This window comes from Vibrio sp. TH_r3 (genome assembly GCF_033101115.1).
GTDB lineage: Bacteria > Pseudomonadota > Gammaproteobacteria > Enterobacterales > Vibrionaceae > Vibrio.
This window is the reverse complement of record NZ_JAWMPW010000014.1, coordinates 1-19,420: the sequence shown is the minus strand read 5'-3', so window position 1 is coordinate 19,420 and position 19,420 is coordinate 1. Positions and strand designations below refer to the sequence as shown.

The window sequence follows — 19,420 nt, the reverse complement described above, 5'->3', positions numbered from 1 at the left end:
CTGTCTGGACGGGATGCAAATATACCAGAAGCCCTTTAACGCCACAACGTGAAACTTATCACACTTGGTTAATTTATTTTTTGCTTCAAATCAATTCAACAAGTCATTAACCTATGCCTATCACTAGTCGATGCTTATCCCTACTTAATTTAAAGCATACAAATCAACTATCTTATGTTACGAAGTATAGCTACCGTTGAGTAAAACAAGCAAGTAATCGATAACTGGTCCGAGTATAACTTTCGACCAGTCTAAAATTTAAAACAAGTTAAACAATTACGCGGTTATTTTAGTATTCGATTTGATGGTTTATAGATGTTATTCACAAAATTTCAGATGATACTTTCCTAATTGTTCTGATAATAATGATAATTACATCAATATTATTGACCTTTTTTAACTTCGTCCCACATTGCATCTAACTGGTCTAGATTGAAATCATCCAATTGCTTTCCTTGCGCACGAACTAAACGCTCAACACCTTTGAAGCGAGTTTCAAATTTATCGTTTGCTTTACGCAAAGCGACTTCTGGATCTTTGCCTAAGTGACGAACTAAATTTACGGTAGCAAAAAGAAGGTCGCCTAATTCTTCTTCAATCGCTTTTTCATCAGGAGTGACTTGGAGAACTTCATCAAGCACTTCATCTAACTCTTCTTTTACTTTATCCACAACAGGTCCAATCGTATCCCAATCAAAACCATGCTTAGCACAACGCTTTTGTATTTTATTAGCTTTAGCAAGAGCAGGAAGGGATTTAGGAACAGAATCTAATATACTCTGTTCCACTTTGCCCAACTTGGCCTTTTCTTTCACTTTTTCTCGCTCCCAATTGGCATTTATCTCTTGTTCAGAGGTAAGTGTTAGATCAGAAAACACATGAGGATGGCGACGAATGAGCTTTTCATTCACTGTTTCCACAACATCGTGAAACTCAAAAAGCTGTTGTTCTTTCGCTAATTGACTGTAAAAAATCACTTGAAACAACACGTCACCAAGTTCTTCTTTTAAGTTGAGCCAATCTTTATTATTGATAGCATCTACCACTTCGAATGTCTCTTCGATTGTATGTGGAATAATAGAGTCGAAGTTTTGTTTTAAATCCCAAGGACAGCCTTTTTCAGGGTCACGCAATTGAGACATAATATTTAAAAGTTGCTGTACGCTATCCGCCATTTACTCGTTTCTCACTTTATATTCTGGTTATTTTTTCTATTCAAATCACTAGCATTTAAGTTTAAGAGCTTTAACGTAAGCGTCTTACCGAAATAACGTCTCGAATTTGTTCGATGCGAGAAATAACCCGGCTAAGAAGCTCTACATTTTTCACTTCTAAATTGAAGTCCATAATAAGCATCTGACGTTTATAATCATGCCGACTTTTCATACTCGACACTGTTAGCTTCTCATTGGCTAACAGTGTCGTTATATCCTTAAGTAATCCACCGCGTTCTAGCGCATCCACTCGAAGAGTGAGAATAAAGTTCCCCGAATAAGAGCCCCCCCAAACAGTATCAATAATACGCTCCGGAGCATGTAATCGTAGCTCAGCCAATTGCTCACAATCACTTCTATGCACAGAAATACCTCTACCTTGGGTAATATACCCAGCAATGATATCTCCTGGAATTGGCTGACAGCATCTTGCTAAATGCGACATTAAGTTATCAACCCCTTCAACTACAATGGCATCTTTATGAGGTCGATTTTGAACAGACGATTTAGCCCCTTGCTCTTGCAGTTTCTCTAAAGCTTGCTTATCTTCCTCTTCGGCAGTTGGCTTATTGACTAATGCATTAATATGATTAATGACTTGGTTAATTCGTAAATCACCACTACCAATACCTGCATAGAGCTCATCGGGTGTATTAACATTAAAACGCTTGAGGGCGTAATCATCAGCATGTTTTAATGTTGCCCCTATTTTGGTAAGCTCTAGCTCTAAAATTTCTCGACCCGCTTCAATATTTTTCTCGCGACTTTCTTTTCTAAACCAAGCATTAATCTTCGCTCTAGCTCGACTTGAATGGACAAAACCTAAAGATGAGTTCAACCAATCTCGCGATGGATTGGGTTCTTTTTGGGTAATAATTTCAACCTGATCGCCCATTTCTAATTTGTGCGTAAATGGAACAATTCGTCCACCGACTTTGGTTCCGATACAACGATGTCCAACTTCAGAGTGAATGTGGTAAGCAAAATCAAGGGGTGTTGCACCCATTGGCAAATCAACCACATCCCCTCTTGGCGTAAAGGCATATACTCTATCATCGAATACTTGGCTACGCAGTTCATCTAGCATCTCACCAGAATCTGACATTTCTTCTTGCCAATCAATCAGCTTACGGAGCCAAGTGATTTTCTCGTCGTAGCCACTACGTCCACCACTTGACGCTCCTTCTTTGTATTTCCAGTGCGCAGCAACACCCAGTTCAGAATCTTCATGCATTTGCTTGGTTCTAATCTGAATTTCTATCGTTTTTCCTTCAGGCCCAAGAATAACGGTATGAATAGATTGATAACCATTAGGTTTAGGGTTAGCAACATAGTCGTCAAACTCGCTAGGAAGGTGCTTGTATTTTGTATGTACAATTCCTAAAGCGGCATAACAATCTTGTATCTGATCAGCAATGATACGCACTGCACGGACATCAAATAGTTCATCAAAAGCGAGATTTTTTTTCTGCATCTTGCGCCAAATACTGTAAATATGTTTTGGCCGTCCACTTACTTCCGCGTTGATATTGGTCGCTTTCATCTCAGACATTAAATCGGTAACAAAGTCATCGATATATTTTTCACGCACAATTCGTCGTTCTGAGAGCTGTTTTGCTATTTGCTTGTAAATATCAGATTGCTGATAACGGAAAGCGTAATCTTCAATCTCCCATTTCAACTGACCTATACCTAAACGATTAGCAAGAGGAGCATATATATTAGCGCACTCTTTAGCGGCTATTTGACGAACTTCTTCTGGTTTATCTTTTACTTCACGTAGATTACAAATACGTTCCGCTAATTTAATAATCACGCAGCGAAAATCATCTACCATTGCCAGCAACATTCTGCGCACATTATCTATTTGGCCAGATGCTGCTGCACCTTCAAATGTTACATTCAGCTGACCGATAGCCGCCATTTCTTCCACACCATCGATGAGCTTAATGATCTCTTTACCGTAAACCTCTTCTAGTTCTTCTTTTTCGAAAAAACCACTAGAGACGACAGGAAATAACTGTGCGGCAATCAGGGTCGCTCTATCCATAGATAAAGTGATCAAAATTTCGATCATTTCACGACCACGCCAAAGCAATAACGGTGCTTGTTCTCGTCCTTCTAAATGAGCTTGGCACTGCTTATAGACTTCTACTAGTCGTTTGCTGGTTTTTTGATCTTGCTCTAAGCTGGTCACCCAAGCTTCTAGTTCAAACTTTTCATCTTTATTTAAGTGCGCACTGCGTACCGCAACCATGTCATTTCCCAACTTTTCAATTCAAGACAGGCATTACCGCTGTATCTATTGTCACCCGCCATGTTTGTTAATTACCTAAAACCTGCACAATATCGACAACACTAAATATTTTATGTATTTACTACTCGATTTTTAGACTTAGTTTAAAATTCATTTATTCAGCGAGTTCGTTTAACCTTCTGTTGTTCAAATAAAGCCATCGATTCGAAATGGCTAGTATGAGGAAACATATCCAACATCCCTAGTCGAATCAATTTGAAACCTTGTTCAAGTAAAACTTTACTATCTCTGGCAAGCGTAGCAGGATTACAAGAAACGTACACTACTCTATGTACTCCTAACTTTGACAGTTGTTCAACAACACTTGCCGCACCCGCTCTCGCTGGGTCTAACAACACTTTATCAAACTTTGATTGCGCCCAATCATTTTCAATTATGTCGTTTTCTAAATTAGCATGGTAAAACTGAATATTATCAATATTGTTGAGCTTAGCATTATCTTCAGCCTGCTCAACCATTTCCTGAACACCTTCTACTCCCACCACTGAATGTGCTTTTAATGCAATAGGTAAGCTAAAATTACCAAGACCACAGAATAAGTCGAGCACTCGATCTTTCGGTTCAAGACTTAACCATTTTATCGCTTGTTCAACCATCTGTTGATTCACTTTCCTATTCACCTGAATAAAATTAGTCGGTAAAAAAGGAATAGTAAAACCCCCTTCACTGTAGGACGGTTTTTCACCGAAAATAAGCTGCAATGGCTCTTTTTCTACCAATAAATACATGCTCAACTGATGGGTTTTGGCGAACTGGATTAATGCGGACAAATCTTGTTCTGGCAAGGTTTTCATTACTCGTAAAGTAACAACAGGTTGGTTGTCACCTAAGGCCAGTTCAACATGCCCTAACTCTCCTGGCTTTTTAAAAAGTGACAGTAACGTGTAAAGTTCAGGAAGCAGTTGATTTAATTTAGGCTCTAACGCAGCACACTGGCTAACTTGCACAATCTGTTTACTTTGCTTTTTCCGAAAACCAAATTCAAGTTGAGCATTTTTTTTATTTAGATACAGACTGATCCTAGCTCTTCTGCGATAACCTAGCGGATCACCTGAGATAAAAGGCACTTGTTCTCTAGGTTCATTTTTTTTAGTAGAAAACTGAGTAATTAGCTGACTTAATGATTGTTGTTTATATTCAATTTGCGCGTCATAGCTCAAATGCTGCATATTGCAGCCACCACAATCTTGGTAGTGAGGACAAAACGGCTCTATTCTTTGTGGACTTGGCGTTAAAATTTTAATTAATTTAGCTCGAGAAAATTTACTTTTATTTTCGGTCAACTGAGCCAACACTTTTTCACCAGGCAATGTACCTTCAATAAATACTGGTTTATTTTTTAACCAAGCTATCCCCGCTCCGTGGTGATCTAACCTTTCTACATCAAACTGTTGATGCTTAGTATCCAGTACAATTTTCTTTTTTGGTTGATAAAAACGTGCCATGTGGGTCTCTTTTGTCCTAGTATCACTATTCTAACGCTGCGTGATTGTGGAATATTAATGCTTTGTTTAAGCTATTAAGATATTTTCCCATATCCAGACTCTATTGTAATCAGAGAATAAGTAATCAGGTAAAAATGACAAGATATGGCTTGCGTGCCCGTGTAATCACTCTAACTTTAGCCCCTACTCTCATCGTAGGCTTGCTGTTGAGTACTTTTTTTACGTCCAATCGTTACAACGACTTGGAAACACAATTAATATCGTCTGGAACCAGTATTTTAGAACCATTAGCTATTGCTAGTGAGTATGGCATGACAGAACAAAGCCATGAAGCCGTTCGACGCATCATCAGTTATGCTCATAGGAAAAACTCAAACATAGTACGCAGTATCGCGGTATTCGATGCCAACCATCAACTATTCGTGACCTCAAACTTCCATCCAAATTTTGACTCTTTAACTTTTCCCAATGATAAACCTATTCCGCTTTTAACTAATATAGAATTGGTCGATTCTCATTTAATCTTACGTGCTCCAATTATTGCTGAAGGGAAGTTTTCTTTACAAAATGAAACCGCAACTGACCCTAATTTACCGCTCGGTTATATTTCTATGGAGTTGGATCTTTCTTCATTGCGTCTGCAACAATACCAAGAGATCTTTACTGCGTTGGTTGTATTAGCCTTGGGGCTAGGACTTTCCAGTGTTTTTGCTTATCGATTAATGCATGATGTCACGAAACCAATAACCAACATGCAAGAAACCGTGGATCGTATACGTCGAGGACACCTCGATTCTCGTATTGAAGGCACTATGCATGGTGAACTAGATTCGCTTAAAAATGGTATTAACGCCATGGCGATGTCGTTATCTGAATATCATGTTGAAATGCAACATAGTATCGATCAAGCCACATCAGATTTAAGAGAAACCTTAGAACAATTAGAGATACAAAATGTTGAATTAGATATTGCAAAAAAACGCGCCCAAGAAGCGGCAAGGGTAAAATCAGAATTTTTAGCAAATATGTCACATGAGCTAAGAACACCACTAAATGGGGTGATTGGTTTTACTCGACAAATGTTGAAAACTCAACTTACTTCCAGTCAAACCGATTATTTACAAACCATTGAACGTTCAGCTAATAATCTACTGAATATCATCAATGATATTTTAGATTTTTCTAAACTCGAAGCTGGCAAACTACTGTTAGAAAACATTCCTTTTGAATTCCAAGAAAGCTTAGAAGAAGTGGTGAGTTTACAAGCCACAAGCGCACATGAAAAAGGCTTAGAAATCACCTTAAAAGTTGATCCTAAAATCCCAGCTGGACTGATAGGCGATCCATTAAGGATTCAACAAGTTCTAACAAACTTAATGGGCAACTCCATTAAGTTTACTGAACGAGGCAATATCGACATTAGTGTTGAATTGCGAGCGCAAAAAGATGACATTGTCGAATTGCAATTTATGGTTAGAGACACGGGAATAGGTATATCAGAAAGACAACAAGCTCAGTTATTTCAGGCATTTAGCCAAGCTGACGCCAGTATTTCAAGACGCTATGGTGGTACTGGATTAGGTTTGGTTATTACCCAAAAACTGGTTGGTCAAATGGGCGGTGAAATAAGCTTAACCAGTCGATTACATCAAGGATCAACCTTTTGGTTTACTCTTCGCTTAGCCAGTACAGATCTGCCTCAACTGCATCAAGTAGAAAGCCAATATTTACGCAATAAACGCGTTCTACTAATAGAACCCAATATGCAAGCTGCCTCTATTGTTCAGCAACAATTAGGTCTGGAAGGCTTACTAGTGACCTACCAAACTAGTGTGCCAGATAATTTTGAAAAGCAAGATTGTGTTCTTATTAGTCTTTCTCCAAAAAAAGAAAATAGCTTTGAAGAAGTCAGCCAATGGGTGGCTATCACTCAAACTTATACAGATCAAGTTATCGTAGCAATACCAAGTACAGAGCTAGCATTGGCTGAAAAAATTTCCGCGACTTATCAAGTTCAATGTATGACTAAGCCTTTATCGCGCAGAAAACTACTCAGCTCTCTAGCGAAGCATCAACAACAAACAGGCGCGCTATTAGAACAATCAGTCATAGCACAACCAACCATAAACCATCAGTTAGAGCTTAATGTGATGGCTGTCGATGATAATCCAGCTAACTTGAAACTGATTACCGCCTTACTGAGTGAACGAGTAAAACATGTCACTTCATGTTCAAGTGGCCAACAAGCCGTTGAAGAAGCAGAGAAACAAAAATTTGACATGGTACTAATGGATATCCAAATGCCACATATGGATGGTGTGACAGCAAGCAAAAAAATCAAACAAACCGAACTCAACAGTCAAACACCTGTTATCGCAGTAACAGCGCATGCAATGAGCGGTGAACGCGATCGTTTACTCAATGCAGGAATGGACGATTACTTAACCAAGCCGATCGAAGAACACATATTGCAGCAAGTGTTAGTTCACTGGAACCCTAATGAAAATGAAACGGTAAATAAACTAGATATTCCTGATGAAGTCATCACAGACACCCAGTCAGTAGATGCAGAATATGACATCATTATTGATTGGCAAATGGCATTAAAACAAGCCGCTAATAAAGCTGATCTAGCCAAAGAAATGTTGCAGATGCTGATGGATTATATCGCTGAGGTAACAATCGTGGCACAACAAGCATTAGACGATAGTAATTATCCGATAGAAGATCTATTGCACCATATACACAAACTTCATGGTAGCTGTTCATACAGTGGTGTACCAAAACTTAAAGCGGTATGTGCGGAAATAGAAAGACTGTTACGTTCAGGAAGCAGTTTAGAAGAAATTGAACCTGAACTGTTTGAATTACAAGATGAGATGCATAAAGTGACCACAACAGCGCAACTTTATTTGCGTTAGTTATTATTTGCGTTAGTTATTATTTACGTTAGTTATAACGTACCTAGATTACGCGATTTGAATTATATGGTTATCTCGTTAACAATTATATCTTTGAGGCAATTATGCTTTTGACTCCATAACTACTGTGGCTACCGCATAATGCCTTTCATCTGAAATAGAAAGATGGATACTTGCTACCTGTTTACTTTGTGCGATTTGCTGCGCTTTGTTACAAAGTACCAGAATCGGCTTGCCATTGTCATCATTGCTCACAACGAAATCATGGAATGTTACACCATGGGCAATACCAGTTCCCAGAGCTTTTGCAGCGGCTTCTTTTGCAGCAAAGCGTTTAGCTAAATAGCGACCTTGCTGCTTGTGCGTGGAATAAGTCTGCAATTCAGATACCGATAAAATTCGTTCAGCAAAAGCATGGCTATTTCTAGCCAGCGCTTTTTCTATTCGCTCAATTTCTGCTATATCTGTACCCAGCCCAACAATCGCCATTAGCTTATCGTCTAGCTTCTATCATAATTGATTTCATATCTGCGACAGCCTTGTCTAGGCCATCAAACACTGCTCTTCCCATAATAGAGTGACCAATGTTTAACTCATACACTTCAGGCAGAGCAGCAATAGCGGCGACATTATGATAAGTCAGGCCATGACCCGCATTCACTGTTATACCTAGATCATCAGCGTAACTTGCGGCCGCTGCAATTTTCTTAAGTTCATCTTGTTGATCTTGTTCTGTGCTTGCATCAGCATAATGACCGGTATGAAGTTCGATAAATGGTGCTTGGCACGCTTTTGCAGCATCGATTTGTTCACGATCAGCATCAATAAACAATGAAACTTTAATACCTGCTGCAGTTAATTTTTCGGTAGCGGTTTTAATTTTTTCAAGCTGGCCTTTTACGTCTAAACCACCTTCTGTGGTTAACTCTTCACGTTTTTCTGGTACTAAACAAACAAATTCAGGCTGAGTTTGAACGGCAATATCGACCATTTCATCTGTTACGGCCATTTCTAAGTTCATGCGCGTTTGAATTGTCTCTCTTAGAATTCGAACATCACGATCTAATATATGACGACGATCTTCACGTAAGTGAATAGTTATGCCGTCCGCTCCTGCTCTTTCAGCTATTTCTGCGGCATGAATAGGATCAGGGTACTTCGTACCGCGTGCATTTCGTAAAGTCGCAATATGGTCAATATTGACCCCTAATAAAATAGAGCTCATTTTTCTATACTCCGTAATTTGGGATTTGCTGCTCTAACAACAAATAGTTCCCTACTCTTTAATGGTTTTCCGCCAAGATAAGGCTTTAAGGCTATTCGTGTAAAGCGTTTTGCCGCTTTTAACTGATCTCTAGTCAAAAAACGTCTTTCTGCTATAGCAATCAGTTCGTTACCATAAAAGGTAAGGTTGTCATAACGAACGCTGGCAATAAATCCTTTTTGCTCACGAAATCGATAAGTCATATCGGGATCAACCGGTTCACCACTGCCTGCACAGTGCATAAAATCAACACCGTAACCTAATGCAGATAACAATGATAATTCAAAACGTCGAAGGGCGGGTTCTGGGTTCTCTGCTTGGGCAAGCTCTGTTAATGCGTGTAGATAATCATGAAAAAGGGCAGGATATGGTGTTTCATTTTCTATAACACGGCCAAGTAACTCATTGACATATAATGCAGAATAGAGATTTATTCCATGTATAGGAAGCCCCAAACTTATCGGTTCAGCCTGGCGAAGTGTCTTCATTCCACTTTTGCCAGACCATTTCATCAATAAAGGAGTAAAGGGTTGCAGTGCACCTTTGAGGTTTGAGCGCTTACCACGAGCACCTTTCGACATCAAAGTGACACGTCCATATTCTTCGCTAAACACGTCTAAAATTAAACTGGACTCACTGTAAGGACGTCGGTGAAGAACAAAGCATCGTTGTAAATTATCACTCATAGAATCGCCCTAACTTTAGATATTTGGCCTCATAAAACAGAGGCCAAGTCTAACTAATAGATACGTAACTGATTAAACATCATCCATATAGCCAAGAGAACGAAGTGCTCTCTCGTCGTCTGCCCATCCAGATTTCACTTTTACCCATGTTTCTAAATACACTTTACGACCAAATAATTCTTCCATATCCAGTCTAGCTTCACGACCAATCGTTTTTATTTTTTCGCCACCTTTACCAATAACCATCTTCTTCTGACCACTACGCTCAACCAAAATCAGAGCATTAATGTGGAAGCCATCCGTATCAGGGTTGTAGTCAAATAGCTCTATTTCCACTGTTACCGAATACGGAAGCTCGTCACCGGTAAAACGCATTAATTTTTCTCGTACTATTTCCGAAGCCATAAAGCGTTGTGAACGGTCAGTTACATACTCTTCAGGAAAATGATGTTCAGCTTTAGGTAAATGCTCTCGTACATGTTTACGCAATACATCAGTATTTTTACCATTTTTGGCAGAAATAGGCACAACGTCGACAAATTCCATTTTGCTAGAAAGTTCGTGCATATGGCGCATAACATCATTCGGATCTTTGACGTTATCGACTTTATTCACGCACAAAACAACAGGAAAGTTAGCTTTGTTCAGCTTCGTTAACACCATTTCATCGTCATCAGTCCAATGCGTTCCGTCAACCAAGAATAACACCAAATTAACATCACTTAATGAGCTGTTCGCAGCACGGTTCATTAACCGGTTTATCGCTCGTTTTTCTTCAATATGCAGTCCTGGCGTATCGACATAAATCGCTTGAAAATCACCTTCGGTTTCAACACCCATAATTCGATGACGAGTCGTTTGTGGCTTACGAGATGTTATCGATATTTTTTGCCCTAACAAATGATTAAGTAACGTTGACTTGCCCACGTTAGGACGACCAACAATGGCGATAAAACCGCAATGTTGGTTTTCTGTAGATACCGTCTCTTGCTCATTTTTAGCAAAATAAGCATCTAAATCGAATTCGTTATTATCATCAGACATTGGATATTTTCTCCAGAGCAAGTTGCGCAGCGGCTTGCTCTGCTTTGCGACGACTAGTCCCTACTCCAATAACCGGTCTATCTACACCGGATAAGTTACAAGATACGGTAAACTCTTGATTATGAGCTTCACCTTTTATATTCGTCACAGTGTAAACGGGTAAAGGTTTTTTACGCCCTTGTAAAAATTCTTGCAGCCGTGTTTTCGGATCTTTTTGTGACACACCTGGTTCAATCGAATCAAGACGAGATTTGTACCAAGCGAGAATGATTCCTCTTACTACCTCAATATCACTATCAAGGTAGATTGAACCAATAATTGCTTCTACTGCATCAGCAAGAATTGAATCACGGCGAAAACCACCACTTTTTAACTCACCTGGACCTAATTTTAAGTAATCTCCTAAGACAAATTCTCGCCCAAGCTCGGCTAGGGTTTTTCCTCGGACTAGAGTGGCACGCATGCGGCTCATGTCCCCTTCGTCTATTTTAGGGAAACGATGATAGAGATCATCTGCAATGACAAAACTTAAAATTGAATCGCCCAAGAATTCAAGACGTTCATTATGTGTTCCATTGGCGCTACGATGTGTTAACGCCAAATGAAGAAGACCAGCATCATTAAAATGATAACCGATCTTGTTCTCTAACTTGGAGATAGGAATAGTAACCATGCTCTCTCTATTAATCTATGCCACCGACGCGACTAAAACGCACACCGGTAGGGATCCATGAAGGCAGTACACTGCTTGCACTACGTTCAAACTCAAAGCTAATCCAAATACCGACAGCTTTACCAACTAAATTCGCTTCAGGTACAAAGCCCCAAAAGCGGCTATCTGCACTATTGTCACGGTTATCCCCCATCACAAAGTACTGTTCTTTAGGCACAACCCACTCACCAACACCACTGCGCGGATGATAAGCCGCAGTCTGATCTTGACGTAGTGGATTAACCAAAATTTGATGCTCTACACTACCAAGTTTCTCATCCAATTGAATAAGCGGAACACCTTGTTGCTGAAACTGACTTTTTACAACGTTAGATAGTGCAACTTGTGTGCAGCTTGTCTCTCCCTGAGGCTGAATACATATTTCTTTTTTACTATTATAACGCACAGTATCACCTGGCATACCAACTACGCGCTTTATATAATCAATATTAGGTTGAGGGGGATATTTGAATACCACCACATCACCACGCTCTGGTTTACCTGTTTCAATCAATTTAGAACGAAACACAGGATCTTTAATACCGTAGGAAAATTTTTCCACTAGGATAAAATCACCAACTAGTAAAGTTGGCATCATAGAACCAGATGGAATTTGGAAAGGTTCATAGATAAAAGAGCGAAGAATCAGTACAAACCCGATAACAGGAAAAATAGAAACGCTGTTCTCTACCCACCAAGGTTGTGCAGTGATCTTATTTGCTACATCATCAGATAGCCCGCTAGTTTGCGCTTGTACTTCTGATGCTTTTAATTGTCGCTTTTTTCCCCATACTAATTTTTCTAGCAACCAAATAACACCGGTAACCAAAGTAACCAGAACCAAGATGAGTGAAAATGTATTAGCCATGGGTTTCCCTTTATTTCCAAAAAGAAGAAAGGGCATTCAATTCAATACCCTTTCTTTATTACTATTTATTTATCGATGTAGGATTAATCTTTACCTACGTGAAGAATAGCTAAAAACGCTTCTTGTGGTAACTCTACGTTACCAATCTGTTTCATGCGCTTCTTACCCTCTTTCTGTTTCTTCAACAATTTTTTCTTACGGCTAATATCACCACCATAACACTTAGCAATTACGTTTTTGCGCAGCTGTTTTACTGTTGAACGAGCAATAATATGACTACCAATTGCAGCTTGAATGGCAATATCAAACATTTGACGAGGAATAAATTCCTTCATTTTCTCAACTAACAAACGTCCTCTAGATTGAGCGATGTCTTTATGAGTAATAATCGCAAGAGCATCAACCGTTTCACCATTAAGTAATACATCAACTCGAACCATATTTGATGCTTCAAAACGTTGAAAATTATAATCTAGAGAAGCGTAACCACGAGATGTTGACTTCAAACGGTCAAAGAAGTCTAAAACCACTTCTGCCATTGGCACATCATAAGTCACGGCCACTTGATTACCGTGATAAACCATATCAACCTGAACACCACGTTTTTCAACACACAGTGTAATTACATTACCGAGATATTCTGATGGTACTAGAATATTACAACGTGCGATTGGTTCACGAATTTCGTCAATATCGTTAATTGCAGGAAGCTTCGCTGGGCTATCAACATACAGAATATCACCGCTATTGGTCTTCACTTCGTACACAACGGTTGGTGCTGTAGTGATCAGATCGAGGTCATATTCACGCTCTAAACGTTCTTGGATAATTTCCATGTGGAGCATACCCAAAAATCCACAACGGAAACCAAAGCCAAGAGCTGCGGAACTTTCTGGCTCATAGAATAATGACGCATCGTTTAAGCTTAATTTACCTAATGCATCACGGAAATTTTCATAATCATCTGACGACACAGGGAAAAGACCAGCATAAACCTGAGGTTTAACTCGTTGGAAGCCAGGTAATGCTTCTTCGCAACCTTTTTTCGCGTGTGTTAGCGTATCACCAACAGGAGCCCCTAAGATATCTTTTATACCACAAACTACCCAACCAACTTCACCAGTACTCAACTGTTCAGTATCTAATCGCTTAGGTGTAAATATACCAATTCGATCTACCCCCCAATCTTGACCAGTACTCATCACTTTTATTTTATCATTTTTCTTCAATACGCCATTTTTAATACGCACTAAAGAAACAACGCCAAGATAATTATCAAACCAAGAGTCAATAATTAACGCTTGTAGTGGTGCGTTTGGATCCCCTTCTGGGGCAGGAATTGCTCGAACAATATTTTCTAATACCAGATCAACGCCAATACCTGTTTTAGCGGAACAGCGAGTCGCTTCAAGTGAATCAATACCAACAATTTCTTCTATTTCTTCAGAAACGCGCTCTGGATCAGCAGCAGGTAAATCTATTTTATTTAGAATTGGAACGACTTCTAAGTCCATATCAATCGCTGTATAGCAATTTGCTACGGTCTGTGCCTCAACACCTTGGCCAGCATCAACCACCAGTAGTGCACCTTCACAAGCAGCAAGCGAACGAGAAACTTCATAAGAAAAATCTACGTGACCAGGAGTATCGATGAAATTAAGCTGATAGGTTTCACCATCTTGCGCAGTATAGTCTAATGTGACACTTTGAGCCTTAATGGTTATACCGCGTTCGCGTTCTATATCCATAGAATCAAGAACTTGTACATCCATTTCCCGTTCACTTAATCCTCCACAAACTTGGATTAAACGGTCAGATAGTGTCGACTTACCATGGTCGATATGGGCGATAATCGAAAAATTGCGAATGTGCTTCATAGGTTGGCGTGAGTTAACTCTTTGTAAAATTGAATGGGAAAAATACACATCTTTGATGGTATTTCGATCAAGTTGGGCGATTCTACCGAATTTCGGTCTTTGTCGCTATCTTCATTTACCTGCAAATAGTCAATTGAAGTTATTTTCATTCAAAATAACCTGATTAGATAAAACAATTTCAAACAATAAACGTTAGAAAAAAGGCGATTCTTTTGTCGCAGAAAATGCTTATTTTTTTGATTCACTCAGCGTGATTGTTTCACCTAAAACACGGAGTAAAGTGATTACCTGCTCTGATTCAGATTTAAGTCTAGTGGATAACGCCTTCGCAAGCCATATACCAGCAAACATAAACAAAGCAGATGCTAGAATAGTCCAACCTTCTCCTCCACTTATCATTGGTCTAACCACTTGCTCACCGAACAAAGCGCCAAGCATGAGCATGAACAATGGCAATAGATATACAAGTGAAGCAAATTGAATTAAGTCTTTTTCCGGTAAACCAATCTCTATTACCTGTCCAGGTTTTACTGCAACCGAAGAAGTGAGCTGCCATTTATGATTTTTACTACCAATGGCTTTAGACACCATCCCCGTTCCGCAACTTTTTTTAGACGCACAACTACTACAGCTTGTTTGTTGTTCACAAGACAAGTCAATTTTGTACCCGTTATTTGTCTCTGAAACGGACACAACGGTAGCGAGTGCTGTCATCATTTTATTTATTCCTCTTTAACTGGAGAGGCTGCTTGGTCTGGATCTTTGGTTTCAATACTAAAGACAACTGACGTTGCTATTTTAGCAGCCGTAGCAGGTGGAATATCACCTACCACTGTAATTTCTCGTTCACCTTTAACAACGCTATGTAACGTCCTACGTCCCTGACGAATTAATTGACTCTTTAACGATAGATCATCGCTATCAGAAACGTACACTGAAAAACTAAACAAACCATCACTATACATTTGGCTTTCCACAGTTTTGTGTGTAATAACCATGTTATAGCGATTTAAACTGTGCGATTCAAATCCAGCAGGAATCCATTTTACAGACCAAAATGACTCTGTAGATTGCTGTTTAGGCATAGAAATCACATCAGGTAGTTTGACACTGTCTAACTGTTCGAGAACAGCTGCAATACGTTGGTTAACTGTATAAGAAATCGTCCGATATTGCTCGATAATTTCTCCGTCACGATCCAGTAAGTCCGCTCTAAGAGGTAATTTAGATTTTTCGTCAATCCACATTACATAAGAATATCGTTGGCCGTCTTTAGGTACAACACGAACCACTTGAGTGGCAGCACCCGCTTCCCTTGAGCGACCAACAAGAACGAAATCGTAAAACTCGCTCAAAGCATTTATGTCACTATCAATCATTGGAATTAGAGGAGCAATCATATTACCTGATTCGATCGAAAAAGGTTCGACACCTGGTTCAATATAGCTTACTTCGTTATCGCGACGTATTACTTCTCTAATCGGTCCACTTAGATAAACTAAATGCGCATATTCAGTCTCTTGATTTAGCGCATGCATATATCGCAATGGCTCAATGCTATTTTTCTTAATTAAGATATACGACAATTCATAATTTAAGTGCTGACTTGCATGGTTCATTTGATGCAACAAAGCCTCAGCTGAGATCTCCTCAGCGGAGGCTTGGGTTGGAATCAAACTGAACAGTGTCAAAGCACTGATCAGAAGTTTGTTCATTCAATTACCGATTCTATTTCTGTTTTATCTACGCTCGATTTTTCAGATGATAAGCGAAGCTGTAATTCATAATCTTGCAACATAGCATTAATTCGACGTCGTTGTTCAGTTAACTGAGCATCATTATTCTTGTCTACTGACACAGATTCTCGAGTTAAACTAACTGGCTCCACACTACCTGTTAACGGTATAGTTTGTAATACCGGTTGAGATGCGATAGCACGACTCGATGATTCTGAATCACCGTATTGCTGAACACCCACTATAACCACTAAAGAGACACAAGCAGCAACGCCGACCTGACCAATTTGTGTTAACCATGCAGGTAGTTGTCGTCTTACTTCAACTGGTGTTGGTTGTGATTCTATATGTGGCGTAGCACCGACCTCATCAGATTGTATCTGTTTGATAGTAGAGTCGGTAACACTGACACGAGAAGAGTCGGAACGATGTGCAGGTTCAGCATCTAACGCGGCCGCGACACTTTCAGCAATATTCCAATTTACTGTTTCAGGAGACTCACCTCTCATAACATCGCCAATGAGGTGATAATTTTTCCAAGTATCCTGACTTTCAACATTTTGTTCTAGCTCTTCAATTAGAGCTTGATCAACAGTATGTCCATCCATGAGTGCTGAAAGTAGTTCTTTGTCAGCCATTCGATTCACCATATTAGTATTCTGGTTGATACCAGAAAAAACATTAATGTTGCAAAAGCGGTTGAATTTTCTTTTCTACCGCTTCCCTTGCGCGAAAAATTCGTGAACGGACTGTCCCAACAGGGCAATCCATAACTTCAGCAATATCTTCATAACTTAAACCATCGAGCTCTCGTAACGTCATTGCTGTTTTTAAATCTTCCGGCAGTGCTTCTATCGCATTAAAAACGACGCGTTTCAGTTCCTTGGACAACGCTAAGTTCTCAGGGTTCGATATTTCTTTTAACGCACTGCCTGTTTCGTAATATTCAGCGTCATCAGCGTCCACATCACTAGCAGGAGGTCTTCGACCTTGTGCAACGATGTGATTCTTCGCAGTATTAACGGCAATTCTATAGAGCCACGTATAAAACGCACTTTCCCCTCTAAAGTTAGGGATGGCACGATAAGCTTTAATAAACGCTTCTTGTGCTACGTCTTGTACATCACCAGAATTACCTACATACCTAGAGATAAGATTACATACTTTATTTTGGTATTTTATGACCAAAAGATTAAAAGCTTGTTTATCTCCATTCTGAACTCGCTCAATGAGTACTTGATCTGTCAACTGCTCGTTCATTCGAGCACATACTCCTATGTTATCGGCCTTATCTTCTCAGATATGAGCTTTTATTATGCAAAATGTAGTGTTGACACCACCACTTACATGAGCACTATTGTGACTCTAGCAAATTTAAAAAGTTCAATAATTCTGAATATAATATCAACTTTATTGAACTTAGTGATGAATTTACTCGCTTGGAAGGAACTGAGTTATAATTACAGACAAATTGTTACTGCTCTTATCAAAAACTCTACGTTCCATTTCATGAGGATAGTGAGGGCGAAAATAAGTAAATGCAACTATTCTTAGCTTCAATTGATGAAAGAAATTTGAAGGTAAAGCCTTTTAGTCACATAATCAGTGATGTAGCTGAGGTATTTTGAGGGGGCGACGTTTTCGCCTCTAAACAGGAACTGTATAAATTTATGGACACGAATAGAGATCACCAGTGTGATGTATTAGTTGTTGGTAGTGGAGCTGCCGGTCTTTCATTAGCTCTGCGTATAGCAGAACATGCAAAAGTCATCGTATTAAGCAAGGGCCCTAGAAGTGAGGGTTCAACCTTTTATGCTCAAGGTGGAATTGCAGCAGTATTTGATGAGTCGGATAGTATTGAATCGCATGTGGAGGACACTCTTATTGCCGGTGGGGATCTTTGCGAAAAAGAAACCGTTCAATTTATTGCTCAAAACGCAAAAGAGTGCGTACAGTGGCTAATTGATGGCGGACTGCCCTTTGACCGTGATGAAAATTATTCCGATGAAAAACCTCGCTACCATTTAACTCGCGAAGGTGGGCATAGCCATCGCCGCATTTTGCATGCAGCAGATGCGACTGGAATGGCAATGCAAACATCGCTGCAAGATAATGTACTTAACCATCCAAACATTACCATATTCGAACGTTATAACGCGTTAGATCTTATTACCGAAGATAAAGTTGGCGGTGACAAAGATAAAGTTATCGGAGCCTACATCTGGAATCGTAATGATGAACACGTTGAATCTGTACGCGCTAAATTTGTGGTATTGGCAACCGGCGGCGCCTCTAAAGTGTATCAATATACTTCTAATCCGGATGTTTCATCTGGTGATGGTATCGCCATGGCATGGCGTGCAGGTTGTCGAGTCGCTAACTTGGAATTTAATCAATTTCATCCAACTTGTTTATACCATCCTGAAGCTCGTAACTTTTTGCTTACAGAAGCATTAAGAGGTGAAGGTGCCTTTCTTCTTCGTCCTGACGGCACTCGTTTTATGCCCGATTTCGATAAAAGAGGAGAACTAGCACCAAGAGACGTAGTTGCCCGAGCAATCGACTTTGAAATGAAACGTCTGGGTGCGGATTGTATGTTTTTAGATATCAGCCATAAACCGGCTGATTTTATCGAAAAACATTTCCCGACAATTCATCTACGATTACAAGATCTTGGTATTGATATGACCAAAGAGCCAATTCCGATTGTTCCTGCTGCGCACTATACCTGTGGTGGAGTGATGGTTAATCAACAGGGACAAACCGATCTTAAACAGTTATATGCGATTGGGGAAGTTAGCTATACTGGGCTCCACGGAGCCAACCGAATGGCGTCGAATTCTCTACTTGAATGCGTTGTGTATGCTTGGTCAGCAGCAAAAGACATTCTAGCCAATATAAATGGTGCTAAATTACCTCCAGAAGTGCCTGCTTGGGATGAGAGCCAAGTATGTAATTCAGACGAAGAAGTGGTAATTCAACATAACTGGCACGAACTAAGATTATTCATGTGGGATTACATGGGAATAGTTCGAACAGATAAACGCCTGGAGCGTGCTATGCGACGAATCCAAATGTTGCAACAAGAGACGCACGACTATTACAGCAATTTCAGAGTATCGAATAACTTACTTGAGATGAGAAATCTACTGCAAGTGGCTGAATTGATGGTTCGTTGCGCCATGCAACGTAAAGAAAGCCGAGGATTGCACTATACACTCGACTATCCTGACAGAGTTGAGAACTCAGGCCCAACTATATTAAGTCCAAATAAAGACGACTAAAGTGAAGATTATCGATAACGAAAGTTGAAGTGAAAAGGAGTGATTAAATCAC

General features: G+C 39.7%; 16 protein-coding genes. 2 read left to right on the top strand and 14 right to left on the bottom strand.

All coding sequences use genetic code 11. From position 1 onward, the window contains the following. Positions 1 to 383 precede the first annotated feature (383 nt). The 3 genes from mazG to rlmD form a co-directional block, all read right to left on the bottom strand. A complete protein-coding gene (gene mazG / locus R3X26_RS12285) occupies positions 384 to 1,175 on the bottom strand; it encodes a nucleoside triphosphate pyrophosphohydrolase (RefSeq protein WP_317717618.1) in 792 nt (263 codons plus the stop codon). Positions 1,176 to 1,245: 70 nt separating this feature from the next. Next, a complete protein-coding gene (gene relA, locus R3X26_RS12280) occupies positions 1,246 to 3,471 on the bottom strand; it encodes a GTP diphosphokinase (protein WP_317717617.1) in 2,226 nt (741 codons plus the stop codon). A gap of 158 nt (positions 3,472 to 3,629) precedes the next feature. Then, entirely contained in the window at positions 3,630 to 4,976 is a 1,347-nt protein-coding gene (gene rlmD, locus R3X26_RS12275) for a 23S rRNA (uracil(1939)-C(5))-methyltransferase RlmD (protein ID WP_317717616.1), read from the bottom strand. 134 nt (positions 4,977 to 5,110) lie between these two features. On the opposite strand from rlmD, the gene barA reads away from it, so the two are divergent. Further along, on the top strand, positions 5,111 to 7,897 hold the full coding sequence (gene barA / locus R3X26_RS12270) for a two-component sensor histidine kinase BarA (protein WP_317717615.1): 2,787 nt from the start codon (positions 5,111 to 5,113) through the stop codon (positions 7,895 to 7,897). Between the two features lie 102 nt (positions 7,898 to 7,999). Here the strand turns inward: barA and acpS are convergent, their stop codons facing one another. From acpS to rpoE, 11 genes are all read right to left on the bottom strand, one after another. Next, positions 8,000 to 8,386, bottom strand: a complete 387-nt coding sequence (gene acpS, locus R3X26_RS12265; protein WP_317717614.1) for a holo-ACP synthase — start codon at positions 8,384 to 8,386, stop codon at positions 8,000 to 8,002. A 4-nt stretch (positions 8,387 to 8,390) separates the two neighbouring features. Next, positions 8,391 to 9,122 carry a pyridoxine 5'-phosphate synthase gene (pdxJ, locus tag R3X26_RS12260; protein ID WP_317717613.1) on the bottom strand — a complete coding sequence of 244 codons (732 nt, stop codon included), beginning with the start codon at positions 9,120 to 9,122 and terminating at the stop codon, positions 8,391 to 8,393. Beyond that, on the bottom strand, positions 9,119 to 9,847 hold the full coding sequence (gene recO / locus R3X26_RS12255) for a DNA repair protein RecO (RefSeq protein WP_317717612.1): 729 nt from the start codon (positions 9,845 to 9,847) through the stop codon (positions 9,119 to 9,121). Before recO ends, pdxJ begins: the two co-directional genes overlap by 4 nt. 72 nt (positions 9,848 to 9,919) lie before the next feature. After that, a complete protein-coding gene (gene era, locus R3X26_RS12250; RefSeq protein ID WP_317717611.1) occupies positions 9,920 to 10,891 on the bottom strand; it encodes a GTPase Era in 972 nt (323 codons plus the stop codon). Beyond that, positions 10,884 to 11,564 carry a ribonuclease III gene (rnc, locus tag R3X26_RS12245; protein WP_317717610.1) on the bottom strand — a complete coding sequence of 227 codons (681 nt, stop codon included), beginning with the start codon at positions 11,562 to 11,564 and terminating at the stop codon, positions 10,884 to 10,886. Before rnc ends, era begins: the two co-directional genes overlap by 8 nt. 10 nt (positions 11,565 to 11,574) lie before the next feature. Further along, complete coding sequence (gene lepB / locus R3X26_RS12240; RefSeq protein ID WP_317717609.1) at positions 11,575 to 12,471, bottom strand: signal peptidase I; 897 nt, start codon at positions 12,469 to 12,471, stop codon at positions 11,575 to 11,577. Positions 12,472 to 12,554: 83 nt separating this feature from the next. After that, positions 12,555 to 14,348, bottom strand: coding sequence for a translation elongation factor 4 (lepA, locus tag R3X26_RS12235; RefSeq protein ID WP_317717608.1), 1,794 nt, complete (start codon positions 14,346 to 14,348; stop codon positions 12,555 to 12,557). 228 nt (positions 14,349 to 14,576) lie between these two features. Next, positions 14,577 to 15,065, bottom strand: coding sequence for a SoxR reducing system RseC family protein (locus R3X26_RS12230; RefSeq protein ID WP_317717607.1), 489 nt, complete (start codon positions 15,063 to 15,065; stop codon positions 14,577 to 14,579). Between the two features lie 5 nt (positions 15,066 to 15,070). After that, entirely contained in the window at positions 15,071 to 16,063 is a 993-nt protein-coding gene (gene rseB / locus R3X26_RS12225; RefSeq protein WP_317717606.1) for a sigma-E factor regulatory protein RseB, read from the bottom strand. Further along, a complete protein-coding gene (locus tag R3X26_RS12220) occupies positions 16,060 to 16,722 on the bottom strand; it encodes an RseA family anti-sigma factor (protein WP_317717605.1) in 663 nt (220 codons plus the stop codon). The genes rseB and R3X26_RS12220 overlap by 4 nt, the downstream gene beginning before the upstream one ends. Positions 16,723 to 16,765: 43 nt before the next feature. Continuing rightward, positions 16,766 to 17,344, bottom strand: coding sequence for an RNA polymerase sigma factor RpoE (rpoE, locus tag R3X26_RS12215; protein ID WP_317717604.1), 579 nt, complete (start codon positions 17,342 to 17,344; stop codon positions 16,766 to 16,768). Between the two features lie 410 nt (positions 17,345 to 17,754). On the opposite strand from rpoE, the gene nadB reads away from it, so the two are divergent. Next, positions 17,755 to 19,368, top strand: a complete 1,614-nt coding sequence (nadB, locus tag R3X26_RS12210; RefSeq protein WP_317717603.1) for an L-aspartate oxidase — start codon at positions 17,755 to 17,757, stop codon at positions 19,366 to 19,368. Positions 19,369 to 19,420 lie beyond the last annotated feature (52 nt).

What these genes read in the sequence shown, in the direction of transcription:
- barA (WP_317717615.1), top strand. Translation starts at nt 5,111, where the DNA reads ATGACAAGATATGGCTTGCGTGCCCGTGTAATCACTCTAACTTTAGCC.
- recO (WP_317717612.1), bottom strand. Translation starts at nt 9,847, where the DNA reads ATGAGTGATAATTTACAACGATGCTTTGTTCTTCACCGACGTCCTTAC.
- era (WP_317717611.1), bottom strand. Translation starts at nt 10,891, where the DNA reads ATGTCTGATGATAATAACGAATTCGATTTAGATGCTTATTTTGCTAAA.
- relA (WP_317717617.1), bottom strand. Translation starts at nt 3,471, where the DNA reads ATGGTTGCGGTACGCAGTGCGCACTTAAATAAAGATGAAAAGTTTGAA.
- rnc (WP_317717610.1), bottom strand. Translation starts at nt 11,564, where the DNA reads ATGGTTACTATTCCTATCTCCAAGTTAGAGAACAAGATCGGTTATCAT.
- rpoE (WP_317717604.1), bottom strand. Translation starts at nt 17,344, where the DNA reads ATGAACGAGCAGTTGACAGATCAAGTACTCATTGAGCGAGTTCAGAAT.
- lepA (WP_317717608.1), bottom strand. Translation starts at nt 14,348, where the DNA reads ATGAAGCACATTCGCAATTTTTCGATTATCGCCCATATCGACCATGGT.
- R3X26_RS12230 (WP_317717607.1), bottom strand. Translation starts at nt 15,065, where the DNA reads ATGATGACAGCACTCGCTACCGTTGTGTCCGTTTCAGAGACAAATAAC.
- rlmD (WP_317717616.1), bottom strand. Translation starts at nt 4,976, where the DNA reads ATGGCACGTTTTTATCAACCAAAAAAGAAAATTGTACTGGATACTAAG.
- mazG (WP_317717618.1), bottom strand. Translation starts at nt 1,175, where the DNA reads ATGGCGGATAGCGTACAGCAACTTTTAAATATTATGTCTCAATTGCGT.
- lepB (WP_317717609.1), bottom strand. Translation starts at nt 12,471, where the DNA reads ATGGCTAATACATTTTCACTCATCTTGGTTCTGGTTACTTTGGTTACC.
- R3X26_RS12220 (WP_317717605.1), bottom strand. Translation starts at nt 16,722, where the DNA reads ATGGCTGACAAAGAACTACTTTCAGCACTCATGGATGGACATACTGTT.
- acpS (WP_317717614.1), bottom strand. Translation starts at nt 8,386, where the DNA reads ATGGCGATTGTTGGGCTGGGTACAGATATAGCAGAAATTGAGCGAATA.
- pdxJ (WP_317717613.1), bottom strand. Translation starts at nt 9,122, where the DNA reads ATGAGCTCTATTTTATTAGGGGTCAATATTGACCATATTGCGACTTTA.
- nadB (WP_317717603.1), top strand. Translation starts at nt 17,755, where the DNA reads ATGGACACGAATAGAGATCACCAGTGTGATGTATTAGTTGTTGGTAGT.
- rseB (WP_317717606.1), bottom strand. Translation starts at nt 16,063, where the DNA reads ATGAACAAACTTCTGATCAGTGCTTTGACACTGTTCAGTTTGATTCCA.